The organism is Bacillus sp. FJAT-27231 (genome assembly GCF_001183975.1).
Lineage (GTDB): Bacteria > Bacillota > Bacilli > Bacillales > Domibacillaceae > Pseudobacillus > Pseudobacillus wudalianchiensis.
In genome coordinates, this window is the sequence record NZ_LFZU01000001.1 from 815,589 (window position 1) to 831,557 (window position 15,969).

Sequence of the window (15,969 nt, forward strand, 5' to 3'; positions counted from 1 at the left end):
AGAGGGAAGAAAAATGATAAACTGGGATGAATTTTTAATACCTTATAAACAAGCGGTGGATGAGCTAAAAGTAAAGCTAAAAGGAATGCGAAAGCAGTTTGAATACGGGGATGAACATTCACCGATTGAATTTGTTACAGGCCGGGTAAAGCCGATTGCGAGCATTCTTGACAAAGCCAGAGACAAAAACATCCCTTTGGATCGGCTGGAAAGCGAAATGCAAGACATTGCCGGTGTTCGCATGATGTGTCAATTTGTTGATGACATTATCAAAGTTGTCAAGAAGCTGCGTATGCGTAAGGATTTTAAAATAGTAGAGGAAAAGGACTACATTTCACATAAGAAACCGAGCGGCTATCGCTCGTATCATATGGTGATCGAGTACCCTGTACAGACTATTCACGGGGAAAAGAAGATACTTGCAGAAATACAAATCCGCACATTAGCTATGAATTTCTGGGCAACGATTGAGCATTCTTTAAATTATAAGTATGATGGCCAGTTTCCGGAAGAAATTCTGATGAGATTAGAGAGAGCGGCCGAGGCTGCTTTTCGGCTTGATGAAGAAATGTCCCTTATTCGTGAAGAAATAAAAGAAGCGCAAGCGTTTTTCACGAAGAAAAAAGAGCAGGTGAAAGACCACAGAACAGAAGAATAGAAAGAAGGTGATTGAAAATGAAGTTTGCAGTAACTTCTAAGGGAGATGCTAAGTCTAATGCTCTGATGCACAAAATCCGCGCCTACTTGCTTGATTTTAAACTAACTTATGATGAAAATAAGCCGGACATTGTCATTTCTGTCGGTGGGGATGGAACACTTCTTTATGCTTTCCATCGCTATATTGAACGTTTGGATAAAACAGCCTTTGTTGGTGTACATACCGGCCACCTCGGCTTTTATGCAGACTGGGTGCCGGATGAGATTGAAAAGCTCGTCATCGCGATTGCCCGCACCCCTTATCAAATTATTGAATATCCGCTTTTAGAAGCAATTATTCGCTATCAGCATGGCGGCAAAGAAACAAGATATCTTGCGTTAAATGAGTCCACTGTTAAAGCGGTAGACGGCACACTCGTCATGGATGTAGAAATTCGCGGTGATCAATTTGAGCGTTTTCGCGGCGACGGTCTTTGTATCTCTACGCCTTCGGGAAGCACGGCTTACAATAAAGCTCTTGGCGGAGCTATTTTGCATCCATCTATCCGAGCGCTCCAGCTTGCTGAGATGGCCTCCATTAATAATCGGGTGTTTCGAACAGTAGGCTCCCCATTAATTTTGCCCGCTCACCATACATGTATGCTAAAACCGGTTAATCGGTCTGATTTTCTCGTTACCATTGATCACTTAACATTGCTTCATAAAGATGTGAAGTCGATTCAATACCGGGTAGCAAATGAAAAAATTCGTTTTGCCCGTTTCCGGCCGTTCCCGTTCTGGAAAAGAGTCCATGATTCATTCGTGAGCAGCTGATCCATGAGATTTCAATTAAAGTGGATAGCGGCAGCAAAAGACAACGGAAAGCTGTTGAGAGAGTTTTTAGCTGAGCGGCAAATATCGCGGCGGGCACTGACAGACATTAAATTTGATGGCGGGCATATCTCGGTAAATGGACGGGAGGAAAATGTCCGCTTTCCATTAAAGACGGGGGATGAAGTGGCTGTTCTCTTTCCTAGGGAAGTGCCGAGTGAAGGGATCGTCAAAGAACGCTTTCCGCTTTCTGTCGTGTTCGAGGATGATTATTTACTCGTTGTGGAAAAACCAGCAGGCATGAGTACAATTCCATCTCGGGAGCATCTGACAGGCAGTCTTGCGAATGGGCTGCTCGGCTATTATGAGGAAAATAAAATTGAAGCTACTGTACATATCGTCACTAGACTCGACCGTGATACATCGGGTTTGGTACTGGTTGCTAAGCATCGGCACATTCATCATTTATGCTCGGAAATGCAGAAGACCAACAGCATCTCCCGGGCATATGAGGCGTTGGCAGAAGGGGTTTTAACCTCCCGAAGCGGCGTGATTGAAGAGCCGATTGGCCGCAAAGAGACAAGTATTATTGAACGAGAAGTAAGAAGCGATGGGCAATATGCCTGTACTCACTATGAAGTAATCGAGACGTTTTCCGATTTTACCCGGGTAGCACTCCAGCTAAAAACCGGCCGTACCCATCAAATTCGAGTGCATATGGCGCATATCGGCCATCCTTTGCTTGGTGACGAACTGTATGGAGGATCTTCTCGTGTCATAAGTCGGCAAGCTCTTCATTGTGGAAAGCTGTCGCTTCTGCACCCAATCACAAAAGAGCCGTTGCATTTTGAACGGTCCTTGCCGGAGGATATGCAGGGTATCATTGATCGAGCCAGATTATCATGAATAACATAAGCGAGTGATGAGGGAAGAATAGAAGTCATAAACGATCCAGCTAAATGATCGGCAAGAGCTCAGCATTTGGCTGTTAATGGTCCGCCTTTCGCTGCTGGCGGACCATCTTGTTTTATTCAATCGGCCGGAATTTCTCGGCAATGAATGGCATGGAGGATGGAACGGACACTGTTTCTTTTTCGGGATAGCGGAATGCTGTTAAAGCGCCGCCAAAAACGGCACCTGTGTCAATATTAGCTGTATGATTGACAATCCGCACTTCTTTTGTTGGCGTGTGGCCGTAGACGATCCACGGTTTCCCATGATAATGCTTAGCCCAGTCACGCCGGATTGGGAAGCCGTCAACATCGGCAGCTCCAGTAATGTCTCCATATAAAACAAACGTTTTTACTTTAGAATTAAACTTGCCGATATAGTCTTCACGGATTCCTGCATGGGCAATGATTAGGTTTCCGTTATCAAGAATTTGATAAAGCGGAGACTGTTCGTATAAGGTGATAAATTGTTTTTTTACCCGCTTGTAATCACGGTTATTTAACTGATTTAGTTCGGCGACGGTTGTTTCCATTCCGTTGTTGATTTTCACTTTATTGCCGATCAGCATACGATACAGCTTGTTGCAATGATTGCCAGGGGAATAATAAGCAAGTTTTTTCTCCCATAAGCCAAAGACGGTTTCGATAACACGAATTGATTCCGGACCCCGGTCGGTTAAATCACCGACAAAGCCGAGCAAGCGGCCTTGAGGATGCAGAGGGAGACCGCTTTCCCAAGAATAGCCCAGCCTTTTTGTTAGTTCTTCAAGTTCTGCAAAACAGCCGTGAATGTCTCCAATAATATCGATATTCATGTAATAGACACCCCTTTTAGTTATCATCTTTATCATACTGCAAGTTATAATAAAAGAACATTTTAGCCTCTTTTGCTATAGTAATGAAAGGTACAAAATTTCCACAAAAAGGAGGGTCTTTTATGGCAGAACATGCTTCATTGCTTTCATTAGTTATTGTTATTGTTGCCGCTTTTTTAACTCCTATTATTCTGCATCGGTTAAAGTTGAATTTTGTGCCGGTTGTCATCGCAGAAATCATTGTCGGATTGATTATTGGAAAAAGTGGTTTAGATATAGTTTCTCAAGATATGTGGCTAGAAACGTTATCGACGCTCGGCTTTCTCTTCTTAATGTTTTTGAGCGGATTGGAAATTGATTTCTCGGCGTTTTCCAACAAGAAAAAAGAAGCACCTAAAATGAAGCCTGGGAAGGAAGAGCCTCATTCCTTTATGACGGCTTTGATTATCTTTACAGGCATTCTCGTCCTCTCATTCGGGCTATCTTATTTATTTGTCCTGCTTCACTTAATTGATGACGCCTTTTTGATGACGCTTATTATCTCAACGATCTCGCTAGGTGTTGTCGTGCCAACTTTAAAAGAAGCCCATTTAATGAAAACCGTCATTGGGCAAATTATCTTGCTTGTGGCTGTTATTGCCGATCTCGTGACGATGATTTTGCTGACAGTTTTCGTATCGCTAAATGGCAGTGGCGGGGGAAATATGTGGCTTCTGCTCGTTTTATTCGCAGCCGGCGTTCTCCTTTATTTCATTGCCAAACGCTTTAAAAATAAACCGCTGTTCGAAGCCTTGTCGACGAGTACTGTGCAGATTGGCACAAGAGCGGTATTTACACTCATGATCGTTCTCGTCGCTCTGTCAGAGTATCTAGGAGCAGAAAATATTCTTGGTGCTTTCCTTGCTGGAGTACTTGTTTCGCTGCTGGCTCCGAATCATGAGCTTGTCCGCCAGCTGGACTCCTTTGGCTATGGATTTTTAATCCCGATTTTCTTTGTCATGGTCGGAGTCGAGCTTGATCTTTGGTCGTTATTAAGTGATAAAAAGATGCTCATGCTGATCCCATTATTAATGATTGCCTTTTTTATCTCTAAAGTATTCCCGCTCCTTTATTTAAAGAAATGGTATGACACGAAAACAGTGATGGCTTCTGCCTTTTTGCTGACATCGACCTTATCACTCGTCATTGCGGCAGCTAAAATCGCTGAACGGATTGGCGTTATTACCTCCCAAATGAGTGGTTTGCTTGTGTTAGTCGCAGTTGTTACTTGTTTAATTACACCAGTTGTCTTTAAAAAGCTGTTTCCGCCTCATATGAAAGCAGAAAAGCGGATTAAGATTGTTTTTGTCGGCGCTAATCAATATACAATGCCGATTTCAAAAGAGTTGAAATCGGCATTATATGATACGGTCGTTTACCGAAAAAAACCGGAAGTAGAGGAAAACAATTTAAACAATTCTGTTTTTGATGTAGAAGAACTAGAAGATCTTACAGTTGATACGCTCGATCAACACGGCGTGTTTGCAGCGGATATCCTTGTATTTGCGACAGGGAATGTAGAGGGAAATGCTGAACTGGCAATAGCGGCTAAAGAAAGAGGCGTAGAGCGGGTGATCGCTCATGTCGAACAGGAAGAAATGGAACAACAGCTCATCGAGGCAGGGATTGAAACTTTTTCTTATTTTCTTTCAGCCAAGGCGCTTCTCCGTGCTTTAATTGAATCGCCGAGCATCATTGACATTTTGACGAATAAAGAAACATCCTTATATGAGGTTGAGCTATTAAATGATAACTATGAAGGCCTCACTCTTCGGAAGTTTCCGTTTACCGGCGATGTGATCTTTGTCCGGATATTCCGCGGAAATGAATCCATTGTTCCGCATGGAGATACCGAGCTCCGCTTGCATGACCGGCTAATTTTAACCGGATCGAAAGAATATGTAGATGAATTAAAGTTAGAGTTAGAATACGGCGGATAAGGAAAGAGCGTCCTAAAAGTGCAGACTTTAGGACGCTTTTTTTAAAACGTGCTTTTCAATCAAAGACTTTCCTGTTAATATTATTACTAGGTACTAATAACTTGTATTAACGGGAGGAACGGAAATGACATTTTCTTTAACAGGGAAAACATTTGTTGTTATGGGAGTTGCCAATAAAAGAAGTATTGCCTGGGGAATTGCCCGCTCACTACACGAGGCCGGCGCCCGTTTAATTTTTACATACGCAGGCGAACGTCTAGAAAAAAATGTTCGCGAGCTGGCTGAAACACTTGAAGGAAATGAATCTTTAATTTTGCCTTGTGACGTAACAGTTGATGAAGATATCGAAAAGTGCTTTGCACAAATTAAAGAACAAGTCGGCACGATTCATGGACTTGCTCACTGTATCGCTTTTGCTAACAAAGAAGACTTAGAGGGAGATTTTGTTGACACATCTCGTGAAGGCTTCCTCCTTGCTCACAATATTAGCGCGTATTCTTTAACAGCTGTAGCGAAGTATGCGAAGCCGCTAATGACAGAAGGCGGCAGCATCATGACTATGACGTATTTAGGCGGCGAGCGCGTCGTGAAAAACTATAACGTTATGGGCGTAGCAAAAGCATCTCTTGATGCAAGTGTTCGCTATTTGGCTGCCGATCTTGGTCAATACGGCATTCGCGTTAACTCGATTTCTGCTGGTCCAATCCGCACATTGGCTGCTAAAGGAATCAGCGATTTCAACTCTATCTTAAAAGATATTGAAGAAAGTGCCCCGTTGCGCCGCACTACAACACAAGAAGAAGTAGGCGATACAGCTGTATTCCTTTTAAGTGATATGGCTCGCGGCATTACGGGTGAAAATATCCACGTTGATTCTGGTTTCCATATTATTGCTAAGTAAGATAAAACCTGCCTATGGCGGGTTTTTTGTTTTTTTCATGAATTGGCGAAAACAAGCATATAAATGAAAAGAAAGCCTGTCAGGAGGTGTAAGTATGAAGAATAATAAGGAAAAGCGCGAGCCGCTTCTGTATATTCATCAGCCTAAATTTGTTTTCCCGGAACCTGTGATGCAAAGCACCTATCACACGAAAGCTAAGCCGGAAAGAATCACAAAAGAACCAGTAGAAGATAAACAGACAGGTGAAGAGCAAACGAACCCGATTCATGAGGCAGTGAAAAAAGAAAAGCCGATGTTGGAGGAAACTCAAAAGAGAAAGAGAGAGAGTAAAAAAGAGCCCGAAAAGCATGAGCCACCTAAAGAGGAAGTGCCAGAAATGAAGGAGCGGCCGATATGGATGGGCATGCGTCCAGTGAAACGTTTTTATGATATGGAAATGGATGAGAAGCTTCAGCATTTATCATCGCAATTCACAAAGCTTCCATGCTTATTTGACTGTGGAACCGTTGCTCATAGAGGGATACTTCAAGAAGTAACGCCTGATGTCATCAAAGTAGAAACTGTTAAAAATGAAGTCGTCACGATTGAACGGAAGGAGCTTAAACAGATAAAATTGCTCGGTCCATTTTAAAGAGTGGCCAGTAAATAAAAGTTTCTGGTCAGTAAATGTAAAAGTTAGGTCAGTAAAACTAGAATAGTGGTTAGTAAATCATAAGAGTAGTCACTAAACTATGTATGAACTTCTACAAATGGAAAAGCAACGGCTTAAACCGCTGCTTTTTCCTCTTCCTAATTATTCACAAATATCTAAATCGACATCTTTAATACATTGAACAGCACAGAAGCAATTCAAGTCGACAGTAATACAGCTAAATGTTCTCTCGAAATCATCTACTTCGCATACTTTACAAAGGTCAACGCAGCATCCATCGGCGAGATTGACTACTTTGTCACCTTTCATCGGTCTTAATACACGAAGACGTGCACAACAGTTATCAAACACCTCTTCTACACGGAAGAAAATAGAAACACAAGCATCACAGTAGCCATAATCTGAGTCTTCCGGCTTGAAGAATGCGAAAAACGGGGAACCGTCTTTTAGAGTCAGAGTAAAAACGCGGGTATCAGCCGTGTCGCGTACGCCAGCTAAATCCCCAAGAGGTTCTGCTAAACAATCTTTACAGCCTCTGCACTCATTCCGTTCTGCGGCATTTTGAAGATCATTAATAGCGCGCAGTACTTCGCAAACGCAACTGGAATGGTTATCATTGCATTTACAGCTCATGATTAAGCTCCTTTCTTTAAATTATTTTCTTACATTACTAACATATGGTGTTTCTCGTAATTGGGTACGGACAATTGCCGTATTTATCAAGAAAATTTGTGCGTTAAAAGAAAGGATGAACGGCGATTATTACGATGATTGATTTGATTGTTCTTTTCCTTTCATCTTTCAGGCTGACAAGACTGCTCGTTTTTGATGATATTATGGAAAAGGTGAGGGCCCCCTTTTTTATGGAGGTGGAAGAAAAAACGGAGACAGGCGAAGTGGAGCTATTCATTGTGCCGAGAGAGCAGGGTTTAAGAGGATGGGTTGGACGCCTGCTCAGCTGTTATTGGTGTACGGGTGTATGGGCTTCCGCATTTTGTTGCCTGTTATATGTATGTTCACCGCGTATCGGCGGATTCTTCTTGCTTCTTCTTGCCGTAGCCGGGGGTGCAGCATTAATTGAGTCGATCGTACAGCGGTTAATTAGGGAAACGGATTAACTCATTAATATGCCTCATCATATAATAATGTGATAGGGATAAAAGGATGTGATAACCGGATGAATGATTCCCTAAACTCAAAAACCAGCAGTCAAAAGCCGAAAAGAAAGTCATGTGGTTGTTCGAAAAAGAAGAAAAAGTCCAAAAAACCGTCTAAATAAAGGCGGTTTTTTCTTTTGGATAAATAAAAACGCAAAAACAGAAAAAACTAAATGGTAAATGGCAGAAGAATGGAGGAAGAACATGAAAGCGGTCATTTGTTTACTGGCGGCTGTGATCCTCGCAGGATGCAATCTTCAGGAAGAAAGAAAAGACAGTCGGCTGGCCTTAATGAAAACGACTAATCCAGAACCCATACAGATCGAAAAAGACGGAGTACCTGTAGAAAAAATCCGTAGAGAAGTGGAAGAAGTAAAAGAAATTTATGATGCTGCCGTTGTAAAAGGAGATCATAACATTCTGGTCGCTTATAAAGTGCGTCACCTAGATCGTTTTCGGATGAAGAAAATCGAGAAAAACCTGCAAGAGCGTCTTGAAAAGGAATACAGTAAGGAAACCTTCATCGTATCGAGCGACTATAAAATTTTTCTTGAGGCTGTCAGGCTGCGTGAAGACATTGATGCCGGCAAAGTAAACGATAAAGAAGCGGATAAACGGCTTCATCGAATCATTACATTAAAACAAGAATTAACATAAGGAGAGAGCAGATGGCGAACAAAAACGAAAAAAAGACACCTACTCAGCAGCAATATGACAAGCTGAATCAAAAGCATGAGTTAAAACGGCCAGTGCTTAAAAATTGCTTGCGCGCTTTTTTTGTTGGCGGCCTAATTTGTACGATCGGACAGGCCATTACGTATTTCTTTATTTATTTCTTTGACTTTACCGAACAAACAGCTGGCAATCCGACAGTCGCCACGATGGTATTTCTTGCTATGTTATTAACCGGATTTGGTGTGTATGATCATCTCGGACAATATGCTGGCGCTGGAAGTGCTGTGCCGGTTTCAGGATTCGGCAACGCAGTAATCTCTGCTGCTATTGAACACCGGACGGAAGGATTTGTATTAGGGGTAGGCGGCAATATGTTTAAGTTGGCAGGGTCTGTTATCTTGTTCGGTGTGTTTGCTGCTTTTGTGGTGGCCTTAATTAAAACCATTTTGATACAGTGGGGCGGTCTCTAACTTTTTAGAGAGGAAAGGAGAGAAAAATATGCCAGCAATGTTTTTTTGGGCCTTTGTAATTGGCGGGCTTATCTGTGTGATTGGTCAATTGATGATGGATGTCGGCAAATTAACGCCAGGCCATACACTTAGTACGATGGTCGTCGTCGGTGCCATCCTCGCTGGTTTTGGTTTATATGAGCCATTAATTGACTTCGCCGGAGCGGGAGCGACTATTCCGATTACAAGCTTCGGGAACTCGCTAGTGGCAGGCGCTATGCAGGAATCAGAAAAGCATGGTCTTGTCGGTGTTTTAACGGGAATGTTTGAAGTGACGAGTTCAGGCATTTCCGCCGCAATCATTTTTGGATTCATTGGGGCGGCTGTGTTTAAACCAAAAGGATAATTGGCATGTTATTTGCCCAAACGTATCCTCATTTTTCTCATATAGTAGCAGTGTAAGGATGAAAAGTGAGGTGATAAGAATGGGCTTTGGTTACGGCTATGGCGGCGGCGGCTGCTGCGGCGGCTATGGATATGGCGGTTATGGATACGGCTGCCGTGGCACATCAACATTTGTGTTGATCGTTGTGCTTTTCATTTTATTAATTATCGTCGGAGCAAGCTTTTACTGCTAATGAGCGCTCAGGCTAACGTAAACGGACTGTGTACCACTCCTTTACGTTAGCCTTTTCTTTTTTCTCAAAAGAATGGCCCGCCTGTAAGAGAGTTGAGGGGCTTTCTGCTATAAGCCCCATGAACTTTTTTTAAAGGGAGGCATAAGATAAAAAGAGAAAAAGGAGGATGAATCAAGGTGGAAAATGGATTTTTCAAAAACATTGAACAAAAAACAGGTGTACGAATGAAAGATATTATGGAGCTGGCAAATTCTCTGCAAAATGCCAATTTTAAAGATGAGAAAACGGTCAGGAATATTATTAAGCGCGTATCGGCACTTGCCAATAAACCAGTACCGCGGCAGCTAGAAGATCAGATTGTGCAATCCATTGTAAAAGATGGCCAAAAGCTGGATATGCAGACGATTACAGACATGTTGAATAAGAAAAAATAAAAAATTCAAAAAAGTGTTTAACTTGTTTCAAAAGAGGGTAGAGAACAGAAAATACTTTTGTGAAGAAGGGGGGAAGGGAGATGGGCTACATCCTGCCGATTACACCATATCAATATAATCAGTACCAAGAGAGAGTAGTGAACCATGTCGGCGACAGCTATTCATCCATTGATCCTGTAGAAAGAGTGTCCTTCAGCAAAATACTTGATAACAGTTCTGATGCATCGATGGCTTCGGATGACCGTACAGAGGCCCGGCTATCAAAGAAGAAAGAATACGAGGCTTTTCAAGTACATTTGGCAAAGATCAGCGGAAAAGGTGTCAATATTAATGAGTTTGCATGATAAAAAATAGTATCTGATGCAACAGAAAGAAAAAGCTGTTTCGTTTAGAAAAACGAAACAGCTTTTTCTTGTTTAGCTAAGTGTTAAAATACTTTTTTCATGGATTTATGAGGAATGCCCGCGTCCATGAACTCATCTGAGATCACTTCATAGCCAAGACGCTCGTAAAATGGAATCGCATGTACTTGTGCATCGAGCTTTAGAGCAGGAACATTTTGCTTTCTAGCCTCTGCTTCAACTGCTTCCATCATAAGGCGGCCGGCTCCTTTGCCGCGGTAGTCAGACAGGATGCAAATTCGCTCCGCTTTGCCGAAGCCATCTTTGATGCGGAAGCGGCCAGCTCCGCAGGGCTTTTCTTCATCGTACAAAACGAAATGTACCGCTGCATCTTCATGTTCATCGATTTCAATTTCAAGAGGAACACGCTGTTCCTCCACAAATACTTTTTTGCGAATATCATAAGCGGCTTCGCGTTCTTGGTTGTTCTTTACAGTTATTACTTTCACTAGTTATTAACCCTTTCCGAGTAAGAATGTTTCATAAACTGTCCACGAACCGTTTTCCAGCTGGTAAAGCAAATGGAAGCGGTCTACTGTTTCTTCGTGGTCTACGTCCGTCATTTGCAGGGAGTTGTACACATCATCATGCTCTAAATTGGATAATTTTTGCCCAATTGTCAAATGAGGAACAAACCCATATTCCGGCTTGCCGCCGATAATAGAATCTTCATGTAAGTCTTCATTTAAAGCAGTCAAGGTTTCATTTGGATCAACTTTTAAGTAAATAACATTATTGAGCGGGTGGAATGTTTTCACCTTGCTCAAATGAAAAGAAAATGGCTGATGCTTTATAGCGATTTCTTCTAGCTGGCTTGTTAAGCTTTTTAGATCGCTTTCCTCAGCATCAAACGGGCTTTTTAATGTAATGTGTGGCGGAACGAGCGCATAGTGAGGATCATAACGCTTTCTGTAGGAATTAGCGAAATCCTGAAGTTTTTTTGATGGGAAAATAACAATACCTAGTTTCATATTCATGCTCACTCCTTATGAATTAAAAAATAATTATGAATCATCTTTCTATTATAACAAATTTTCTTACAATTCCATAGTAAAGACACTTTTCTAGGAAAATGTTTTTACTCAAACATTGTCAGCAGGGCACGTTTTAAGTCGGCCTGCCAAAATTTCCACGTGTGCCCGCCCTCGAATTCATCATAGAAGCAATCAAAGCCCTTCTCATAAAAAAGGTTGTGCAGAGATCGGTTCGGTGTGAGAAAATCATCAATTTCCCCATTCATCCGTGTTACTTTTGTTTCCTCCAGCCCGATGACATGATAAAGGCTCAACTGTTTATAATCCTGCGCTTCACTCACCGCATTCATGACTTTTTCGTCTACATGCGGCGAATGCATGATCACTTTGCCAAAAGTATGGGGGTAGCGAAGAGCCGCCATTAAAGAAACGGTGGCCGCAAGTGAATCACCGGCTAGCGCACGTCCATAGCCAACATGGTAGCCAGGATATTTCTCGTCCAGAAAAGGAACAAGCTCGTGTGCTAAAAAGCGAATGTATGCTTCCTGCTTCTGGCCATCCGGATGATACTTTTGCCAGCGATCTTCTGCATTTCGGTAAGGAACCCCGACAATGATGAGGTTCTCAATCTGTTCTTCCGCCAGAAGTTCATCAGCGATGCGCGGAATACGTCCCATCTGAAAATAGTCTTTCCCATCTTGGGCAATTAACAGCGAATATTTATATAAGGGAGAAAAATTCGCTGGAAGGTATACGAGAAGCTCAATTTCTTCATCAAGCTCTTTAGAATAAATCTTTTCATCTTCAATGGTTCCACGCTGTAACGTCATAGTGACCCTCCAAACCAATTAATAGTTATTCGTCTTGATTTTAGCATAAATGAGGCGGACAGTAAGCGGTGAAGCCCCATTCAAACAGTTCCCGTGTATGGGTTCATTAATATGTATGGCCTTTCCTTTAGAATTTAGACAGGTTTTTGAAAAATGTCCTCAGCTAGGATTTTTTTACTATAATAAAATAAAAAGCCGTCCTGAAAAATCAGGCCGGCTGGCTGTTCCTGCGTAAAATAGAAGCAGGATAAGCAGCAAGTATATTAGAAAGCAAAAAGCGGCGATTTTGTTTGCGATAGAAGCAGTAGGCATACACAGCAGATGACGAAAGTGACTTTACTACAATATTACGTCTTGTGATTGTTCCGTCCTGTGCCTGATACATAATGACAAGAGGTAAATTTTCTGGCTGACTTCGCAGCAATAAAGCATTCATGTAAGATCAGCTCCTTGTTCTTATTATATACGAACAAACGTTCTTTGTGCAAGTGACATCACAGTATTTAGGGGGAAAACATGGGGAAACTAATCGAAGCGACCGAATCCGGATTATCGGTAAATGGGAAAGAGGTTTTACAGGGAATTACGATAGAAATCGAACAGGGCACGATTGTCGCGGTAACGGGGATCAATGGTTCAGGAAAAAGCTCGCTCATCAAGCTGTTGGCCGGAATCAGCGAACCGCAGACTGGAAACATTCAGCGGTATTTTACCTCGTATGCCTACGTGCCAGAACACTTTCCGGAGCATCTTTCCTTCACAGTGAGGAACTATTTGCAGCTGCTCGCCGGGATGAGCGGCGGACAGAAAGAAGAGGAGATAGATTATTACACAAGCCTGTTTGGACTTGAATCTTTTTTAGATACGCCACTGAAAAAATGCTCCAAAGGCACAAAGCAAAAAGCTGGTTTTATCCAGGCTTTAATGAAAAAAGGAGAGGTGCTGTTTCTCGATGAGCCGTTCACCGGCATGGATGAAGGGACAGTTCAGATAGCGGTAGATTTGCTGATGGAGCGGAAAGAGAGAAAGACAACCATCTTCACCCTACATGAAACTGAGCTTGCTTATCAGCTTGCTACACACATCGCTGTTATGGAGGAAGGCCGCCTTGTTTCGTTTTTGCCTGTGAAGCAAACGAGCCGGGTGATGGAAATTACTTATCGAATGAACGAAAACAGATGGAAGGCCGTTCCATTAGCCGAACATACTTACCGGCTGATGGTCGAAGAGACAGATTCAGATAAAATGATTGGCGATATTCTGCGACACAACGGGCACATTATAGAAATAAAAGGGAGGGGAGAGCGGTGAAATCATTTGTTGCGTATCAGCTGCGCTCTCTGCTGTCCTCACTGAAATGGATGCCACCATCGATTTTGTATGTGTCCTGGATCTTCAGCCAATACTATTATGAAAACTTGCCGATCGCTGACAGCCACTCGATCTCCGCGTTCGTTCTTTATCCGATCATCGTCTGGCTCGCTATGATCGTCTGTAACTTAGAAAAAGGCAGTGAAAAACTCATCTTGCTTTCGTATATGCCGAAAAGAGCCTACTTTCTTTACGGGAAAATGATCGTTATTTTTCTTGTCGGTCTTACGTTGGCAGTTGTCTCCTTTGTACTGCCGCTCCTGATGGGGATTTTCGGGGAGCCGCTAACGTTTGAACGGATTAGTCTCTTTCTATACGGTCACATTGTGTTTATTCTGTTGGGTATTTTTACAGGCAGTCTTTTTAGTGCCACGAATATGGGAGGGAAAAAGTACTCCTGGAGCGGCAGCGCCTTTATCGTCTGTGCCGCTGTGGCCAGCTCGAAAATTGTGGACGTATTTCCAGGAGCGTGGAAGTGGATCATCTTTATCCTGCCGCCCGTATCGGCTGTGGCCAATACGATAAAGGAAGGAGTCCAAGCTCATCTGACAGAGAATGTTTGGGTGTTCATCTACATACTTGCTGGATTCATATTATTGAGAATCCTATTTTTGAAGAGAGAAAAAGTAAATTAATAGGCGATAGAAAACTTCTATAGGGAAAAGTAAAATATCCGTTGACAACTGACCAGAATTTTCATAGAATAGAACTTGTCAGTTGAACGATTCCGTAGCTCAGCTGGGAGAGCGCTACCTTGACAGGGTAGAGGTCGCTGGTTCGAACCCAGTCGGAATCATACGCAAGCGTCAGAATGTTAAAAAATTAACATTTCTGGCGCTTTTTTATTTACGGTGAAGGATCTTATTTAAGTATAATGTGCTTCTCTTAACCAGCTTATAAGATGACTGAAAACTAGGTGCAGCTTTGATAATTGAAGAATATCCCTATTCTTCCTTATAAACGAACAAGCCCGTCTGGAAACTAACCAGCGGGCTTGTTCATTAATTGATTTTCATATGTTTAATGGCATATTCAAGTCTATCATGGATACTCATGTATGTTTTAGCTTCTCTAGATCCTTGTTTGCCTACCTCATAATAAGGATCCTCACTTTGACCTTGATAACAGTAATAGTAGTTGTTTGCTTTTTTAATCAGATAGTAAGGTGCATCTTCGAAGAAGTTTTTCCATAATGAAGCAGGAATGATATGAATTGATCCAGCGAACGGTGTGTAACCAAGATAAGTAGCATTGTTATAATAAAAGTTAACCGAAAAAACTTTATTCTCACTTATACTTAATCCATCATCAAACACTACTTGGGATTTCATGTAGTTTGGTAATTCTAATTTAAAGTGATAATTATCATTAGGAAAAGTAAAGGTTTTAAAATTGTCATTTAAAGCTTTTGCTAGAAATACAGAAAATTGAGCACGTGTAAGTGGTGTGCTTGGTTTAAATGTTCCATCTGGATACCCTAGAGTAATATTGTTCTCGGCTAAAGCAGAGATGTATGGATAAGCCCAATGGCTTGAAGGAACATCTTTGAAACTAATTTTTTTTGTCGATTTTAATTTAAATCCGGACGTAAGCATTCTAGCCATTAATTCACGAGTCATAGGTTCATTTGGTTTTAAATATGCACTTTTGGGAAATATTCCTTCATCCACAATAGCTGCAGCATATTTATAGCTGCTATTCATGGTTGATAAGTCTTTAAAGCCTGGATTGGGACGATTAGATAAATCTAGATTTAGAGCCCTAGCCATCAACGTTATAGCTTGTAATCGGGTAACCGGTGCTTGTGGACGAAATGAATTATCGTAAAAACCGTTAATGACTTTTTTGTCCGTTAAGTATGTAATTTCATCTTTTGCCCAATAATCACGGCTAACATCCTTAAATGCAGCCGAAGCAAAGGTAGTGCTTGTAAAAGTTAAACAACAAACTAACAATAGACTAAATAATCTCTTCATTTAATTTGCTCCTTTTCATTTTTATAATTAGTTAATAAGATAAGTGATTACTTTACATATAAAAATCTTAACTCCTTAACTTGAAATCTAATCTAGTTTGTGGGTAATAATAGGTTTATAATACCATGGAAATAGAACTAGTAAACAAGTGGGGTATAAGAAAAGTTGTAGAGTCAAAGTGCTCGTATAATTGCAAAGAGAGTTCTCCTATAAGATAGGCTTTATCTTTCTGCCATATTTTTTATTGAAGCTAATAAGCTGCTAATTGAGACCTCTATGGTGAAATAAAGAAAAATCAGC

General features: G+C 41.6%; 22 protein-coding genes and 1 tRNA gene. 16 read left to right on the forward strand and 7 right to left on the reverse strand.

Going from position 1 to position 15,969, the window contains the following annotated elements; genetic code table 11:
* Positions 1-13 precede the first annotated feature (13 nt).
* Genes AC623_RS03870 through AC623_RS03880 form a run of 3 tightly spaced genes read left to right on the forward strand, consistent with a single transcriptional unit; the run spans position 14 to position 2,373 of the window.
* Complete coding sequence (locus tag AC623_RS03870; RefSeq protein WP_049660728.1) at positions 14-658, forward strand: GTP pyrophosphokinase; 645 nt, start codon at positions 14-16, stop codon at positions 656-658.
* A gap of 17 nt (positions 659-675) precedes the next feature.
* A complete protein-coding gene (locus tag AC623_RS03875; RefSeq protein WP_041099260.1) occupies positions 676-1,470 on the forward strand; it encodes an NAD kinase in 795 nt (264 codons plus the stop codon).
* A gap of 3 nt (positions 1,471-1,473) precedes the next feature.
* Positions 1,474-2,373: an RluA family pseudouridine synthase gene (locus AC623_RS03880; RefSeq protein WP_049660730.1), complete on the forward strand. Its 900-nt coding sequence runs from the start codon at positions 1,474-1,476 to the stop codon at positions 2,371-2,373.
* A gap of 121 nt (positions 2,374-2,494) precedes the next feature.
* Here the strand turns inward: AC623_RS03880 and prpE are convergent, their stop codons facing one another.
* Complete coding sequence (prpE, locus tag AC623_RS03885) at positions 2,495-3,232, reverse strand: bis(5'-nucleosyl)-tetraphosphatase PrpE (RefSeq protein WP_049660731.1); 738 nt, start codon at positions 3,230-3,232, stop codon at positions 2,495-2,497.
* A gap of 122 nt (positions 3,233-3,354) precedes the next feature.
* On the opposite strand from prpE, the gene AC623_RS03890 reads away from it, so the two are divergent.
* The 3 genes from AC623_RS03890 to AC623_RS03900 all read left to right on the forward strand — a co-directional run bounded on the left by AC623_RS03890 (position 3,355) and on the right by AC623_RS03900 (position 6,743).
* Positions 3,355-5,211: a monovalent cation:proton antiporter family protein gene (locus AC623_RS03890; RefSeq protein ID WP_049660733.1), complete on the forward strand. Its 1,857-nt coding sequence runs from the start codon at positions 3,355-3,357 to the stop codon at positions 5,209-5,211.
* Positions 5,212-5,335: 124 nt separating this feature from the next.
* Positions 5,336-6,112 carry an enoyl-ACP reductase FabI gene (fabI, locus tag AC623_RS03895; protein ID WP_049660735.1) on the forward strand — a complete coding sequence of 259 codons (777 nt, stop codon included), beginning with the start codon at positions 5,336-5,338 and terminating at the stop codon, positions 6,110-6,112.
* Between the two features lie 94 nt (positions 6,113-6,206).
* On the forward strand, positions 6,207-6,743 hold the full coding sequence (locus AC623_RS03900) for a CotO family spore coat protein (protein ID WP_049660737.1): 537 nt from the start codon (positions 6,207-6,209) through the stop codon (positions 6,741-6,743).
* A 162-nt stretch (positions 6,744-6,905) separates the two neighbouring features.
* Here the strand turns inward: AC623_RS03900 and AC623_RS03905 are convergent, their stop codons facing one another.
* Entirely contained in the window at positions 6,906-7,397 is a 492-nt protein-coding gene (locus tag AC623_RS03905; protein WP_049660738.1) for a CotY/CotZ family spore coat protein, read from the reverse strand.
* Positions 7,398-7,531: 134 nt separating this feature from the next.
* On the opposite strand from AC623_RS03905, the gene AC623_RS03910 reads away from it, so the two are divergent.
* From AC623_RS03910 to AC623_RS03935, 7 genes are all read left to right on the forward strand, one after another.
* Positions 7,532-7,882 (forward strand): DUF1360 domain-containing protein, encoded by a 351-nt coding sequence (locus AC623_RS03910; RefSeq protein WP_049660740.1) that lies wholly within the window; start codon positions 7,532-7,534, stop codon positions 7,880-7,882.
* Between the two features lie 243 nt (positions 7,883-8,125).
* A complete protein-coding gene (locus tag AC623_RS03915) occupies positions 8,126-8,578 on the forward strand; it encodes a YhcN/YlaJ family sporulation lipoprotein (RefSeq protein ID WP_049660742.1) in 453 nt (150 codons plus the stop codon).
* An 11-nt stretch (positions 8,579-8,589) separates the two neighbouring features.
* A complete protein-coding gene (gene spoVAC / locus AC623_RS03920; RefSeq protein WP_049660743.1) occupies positions 8,590-9,066 on the forward strand; it encodes a stage V sporulation protein AC in 477 nt (158 codons plus the stop codon).
* Between the two features lie 28 nt (positions 9,067-9,094).
* Positions 9,095-9,451 carry a stage V sporulation protein AE gene (gene spoVAE, locus AC623_RS03925; RefSeq protein ID WP_049660744.1) on the forward strand — a complete coding sequence of 119 codons (357 nt, stop codon included), beginning with the start codon at positions 9,095-9,097 and terminating at the stop codon, positions 9,449-9,451.
* A gap of 79 nt (positions 9,452-9,530) precedes the next feature.
* Entirely contained in the window at positions 9,531-9,683 is a 153-nt protein-coding gene (locus AC623_RS20880; protein WP_082174315.1) for a YjcZ family sporulation protein, read from the forward strand.
* Positions 9,684-9,859: 176 nt separating this feature from the next.
* Positions 9,860-10,117 (forward strand): stage VI sporulation protein F, encoded by a 258-nt coding sequence (locus tag AC623_RS03930; protein WP_049660746.1) that lies wholly within the window; start codon positions 9,860-9,862, stop codon positions 10,115-10,117.
* Positions 10,118-10,197: 80 nt separating this feature from the next.
* Positions 10,198-10,461, forward strand: a complete 264-nt coding sequence (locus AC623_RS03935) for a hypothetical protein (RefSeq protein ID WP_049660748.1) — start codon at positions 10,198-10,200, stop codon at positions 10,459-10,461.
* Between the two features lie 83 nt (positions 10,462-10,544).
* On the opposite strand, the gene AC623_RS03940 is transcribed toward AC623_RS03935, so the two are convergent.
* The 4 genes from AC623_RS03940 to AC623_RS03955 form a co-directional block, all read right to left on the reverse strand.
* Positions 10,545-10,967, reverse strand: coding sequence for a GNAT family N-acetyltransferase (locus tag AC623_RS03940; protein WP_049660750.1), 423 nt, complete (start codon positions 10,965-10,967; stop codon positions 10,545-10,547).
* 6 nt (positions 10,968-10,973) lie between these two features.
* Complete coding sequence (locus tag AC623_RS03945) at positions 10,974-11,489, reverse strand: YjcG family protein (protein ID WP_082174316.1); 516 nt, start codon at positions 11,487-11,489, stop codon at positions 10,974-10,976.
* 107 nt (positions 11,490-11,596) lie between these two features.
* A complete protein-coding gene (locus AC623_RS03950) occupies positions 11,597-12,322 on the reverse strand; it encodes an alpha/beta hydrolase (RefSeq protein ID WP_049660757.1) in 726 nt (241 codons plus the stop codon).
* 208 nt (positions 12,323-12,530) lie between these two features.
* Complete coding sequence (locus AC623_RS03955; protein ID WP_049660760.1) at positions 12,531-12,758, reverse strand: hypothetical protein; 228 nt, start codon at positions 12,756-12,758, stop codon at positions 12,531-12,533.
* An 80-nt stretch (positions 12,759-12,838) separates the two neighbouring features.
* On the opposite strand from AC623_RS03955, the gene AC623_RS03960 reads away from it, so the two are divergent.
* From AC623_RS03960 to AC623_RS03970, 3 genes are all read left to right on the forward strand, one after another.
* Entirely contained in the window at positions 12,839-13,633 is a 795-nt protein-coding gene (locus tag AC623_RS03960) for an ATP-binding cassette domain-containing protein (RefSeq protein WP_049660763.1), read from the forward strand.
* A complete protein-coding gene (locus AC623_RS03965) occupies positions 13,630-14,328 on the forward strand; it encodes a hypothetical protein (protein WP_049660765.1) in 699 nt (232 codons plus the stop codon). Before AC623_RS03960 ends, AC623_RS03965 begins: the two co-directional genes overlap by 4 nt.
* Positions 14,329-14,416: 88 nt before the next feature.
* Positions 14,417-14,489 (forward strand) — tRNA-Val (locus AC623_RS03970).
* A gap of 205 nt (positions 14,490-14,694) precedes the next feature.
* Here the strand turns inward: AC623_RS03970 and AC623_RS03975 are convergent.
* On the reverse strand, positions 14,695-15,669 hold the full coding sequence (locus AC623_RS03975; RefSeq protein ID WP_049660769.1) for an S-layer homology domain-containing protein: 975 nt from the start codon (positions 15,667-15,669) through the stop codon (positions 14,695-14,697).
* Between the last annotated feature and the right edge of the window lie 300 nt (positions 15,670-15,969).

Bases quoted from the DNA above. Each gene is read 5' to 3' on its own strand.
- AC623_RS03870 (WP_049660728.1), top strand. From the start codon at position 14: ATGATAAACTGGGATGAATTTTTAATACCTTATAAACAAGCGGTGGAT.
- AC623_RS03875 (WP_041099260.1), top strand. From the start codon at position 676: ATGAAGTTTGCAGTAACTTCTAAGGGAGATGCTAAGTCTAATGCTCTG.
- AC623_RS03880 (WP_049660730.1), top strand. From the start codon at position 1,474: ATGAGATTTCAATTAAAGTGGATAGCGGCAGCAAAAGACAACGGAAAG.
- prpE (WP_049660731.1), bottom strand. From the start codon at position 3,232: ATGAATATCGATATTATTGGAGACATTCACGGCTGTTTTGCAGAACTT.
- AC623_RS03890 (WP_049660733.1), top strand. From the start codon at position 3,355: ATGGCAGAACATGCTTCATTGCTTTCATTAGTTATTGTTATTGTTGCC.
- fabI (WP_049660735.1), top strand. From the start codon at position 5,336: ATGACATTTTCTTTAACAGGGAAAACATTTGTTGTTATGGGAGTTGCC.
- AC623_RS03900 (WP_049660737.1), top strand. From the start codon at position 6,207: ATGAAGAATAATAAGGAAAAGCGCGAGCCGCTTCTGTATATTCATCAG.
- AC623_RS03905 (WP_049660738.1), bottom strand. From the start codon at position 7,397: ATGAGCTGTAAATGCAATGATAACCATTCCAGTTGCGTTTGCGAAGTA.
- AC623_RS03910 (WP_049660740.1), top strand. From the start codon at position 7,532: ATGATTGATTTGATTGTTCTTTTCCTTTCATCTTTCAGGCTGACAAGA.
- AC623_RS03915 (WP_049660742.1), top strand. From the start codon at position 8,126: ATGAAAGCGGTCATTTGTTTACTGGCGGCTGTGATCCTCGCAGGATGC.
- spoVAC (WP_049660743.1), top strand. From the start codon at position 8,590: ATGGCGAACAAAAACGAAAAAAAGACACCTACTCAGCAGCAATATGAC.
- spoVAE (WP_049660744.1), top strand. From the start codon at position 9,095: ATGCCAGCAATGTTTTTTTGGGCCTTTGTAATTGGCGGGCTTATCTGT.
- AC623_RS20880 (WP_082174315.1), top strand. From the start codon at position 9,531: ATGGGCTTTGGTTACGGCTATGGCGGCGGCGGCTGCTGCGGCGGCTAT.
- AC623_RS03935 (WP_049660748.1), top strand. From the start codon at position 10,198: ATGGGCTACATCCTGCCGATTACACCATATCAATATAATCAGTACCAA.
- AC623_RS03945 (WP_082174316.1), bottom strand. From the start codon at position 11,489: ATGAAACTAGGTATTGTTATTTTCCCATCAAAAAAACTTCAGGATTTC.
- AC623_RS03950 (WP_049660757.1), bottom strand. From the start codon at position 12,322: ATGACGTTACAGCGTGGAACCATTGAAGATGAAAAGATTTATTCTAAA.
- AC623_RS03955 (WP_049660760.1), bottom strand. From the start codon at position 12,758: ATGAATGCTTTATTGCTGCGAAGTCAGCCAGAAAATTTACCTCTTGTC.
- AC623_RS03960 (WP_049660763.1), top strand. From the start codon at position 12,839: ATGGGGAAACTAATCGAAGCGACCGAATCCGGATTATCGGTAAATGGG.
- AC623_RS03975 (WP_049660769.1), bottom strand. From the start codon at position 15,669: ATGAAGAGATTATTTAGTCTATTGTTAGTTTGTTGTTTAACTTTTACA.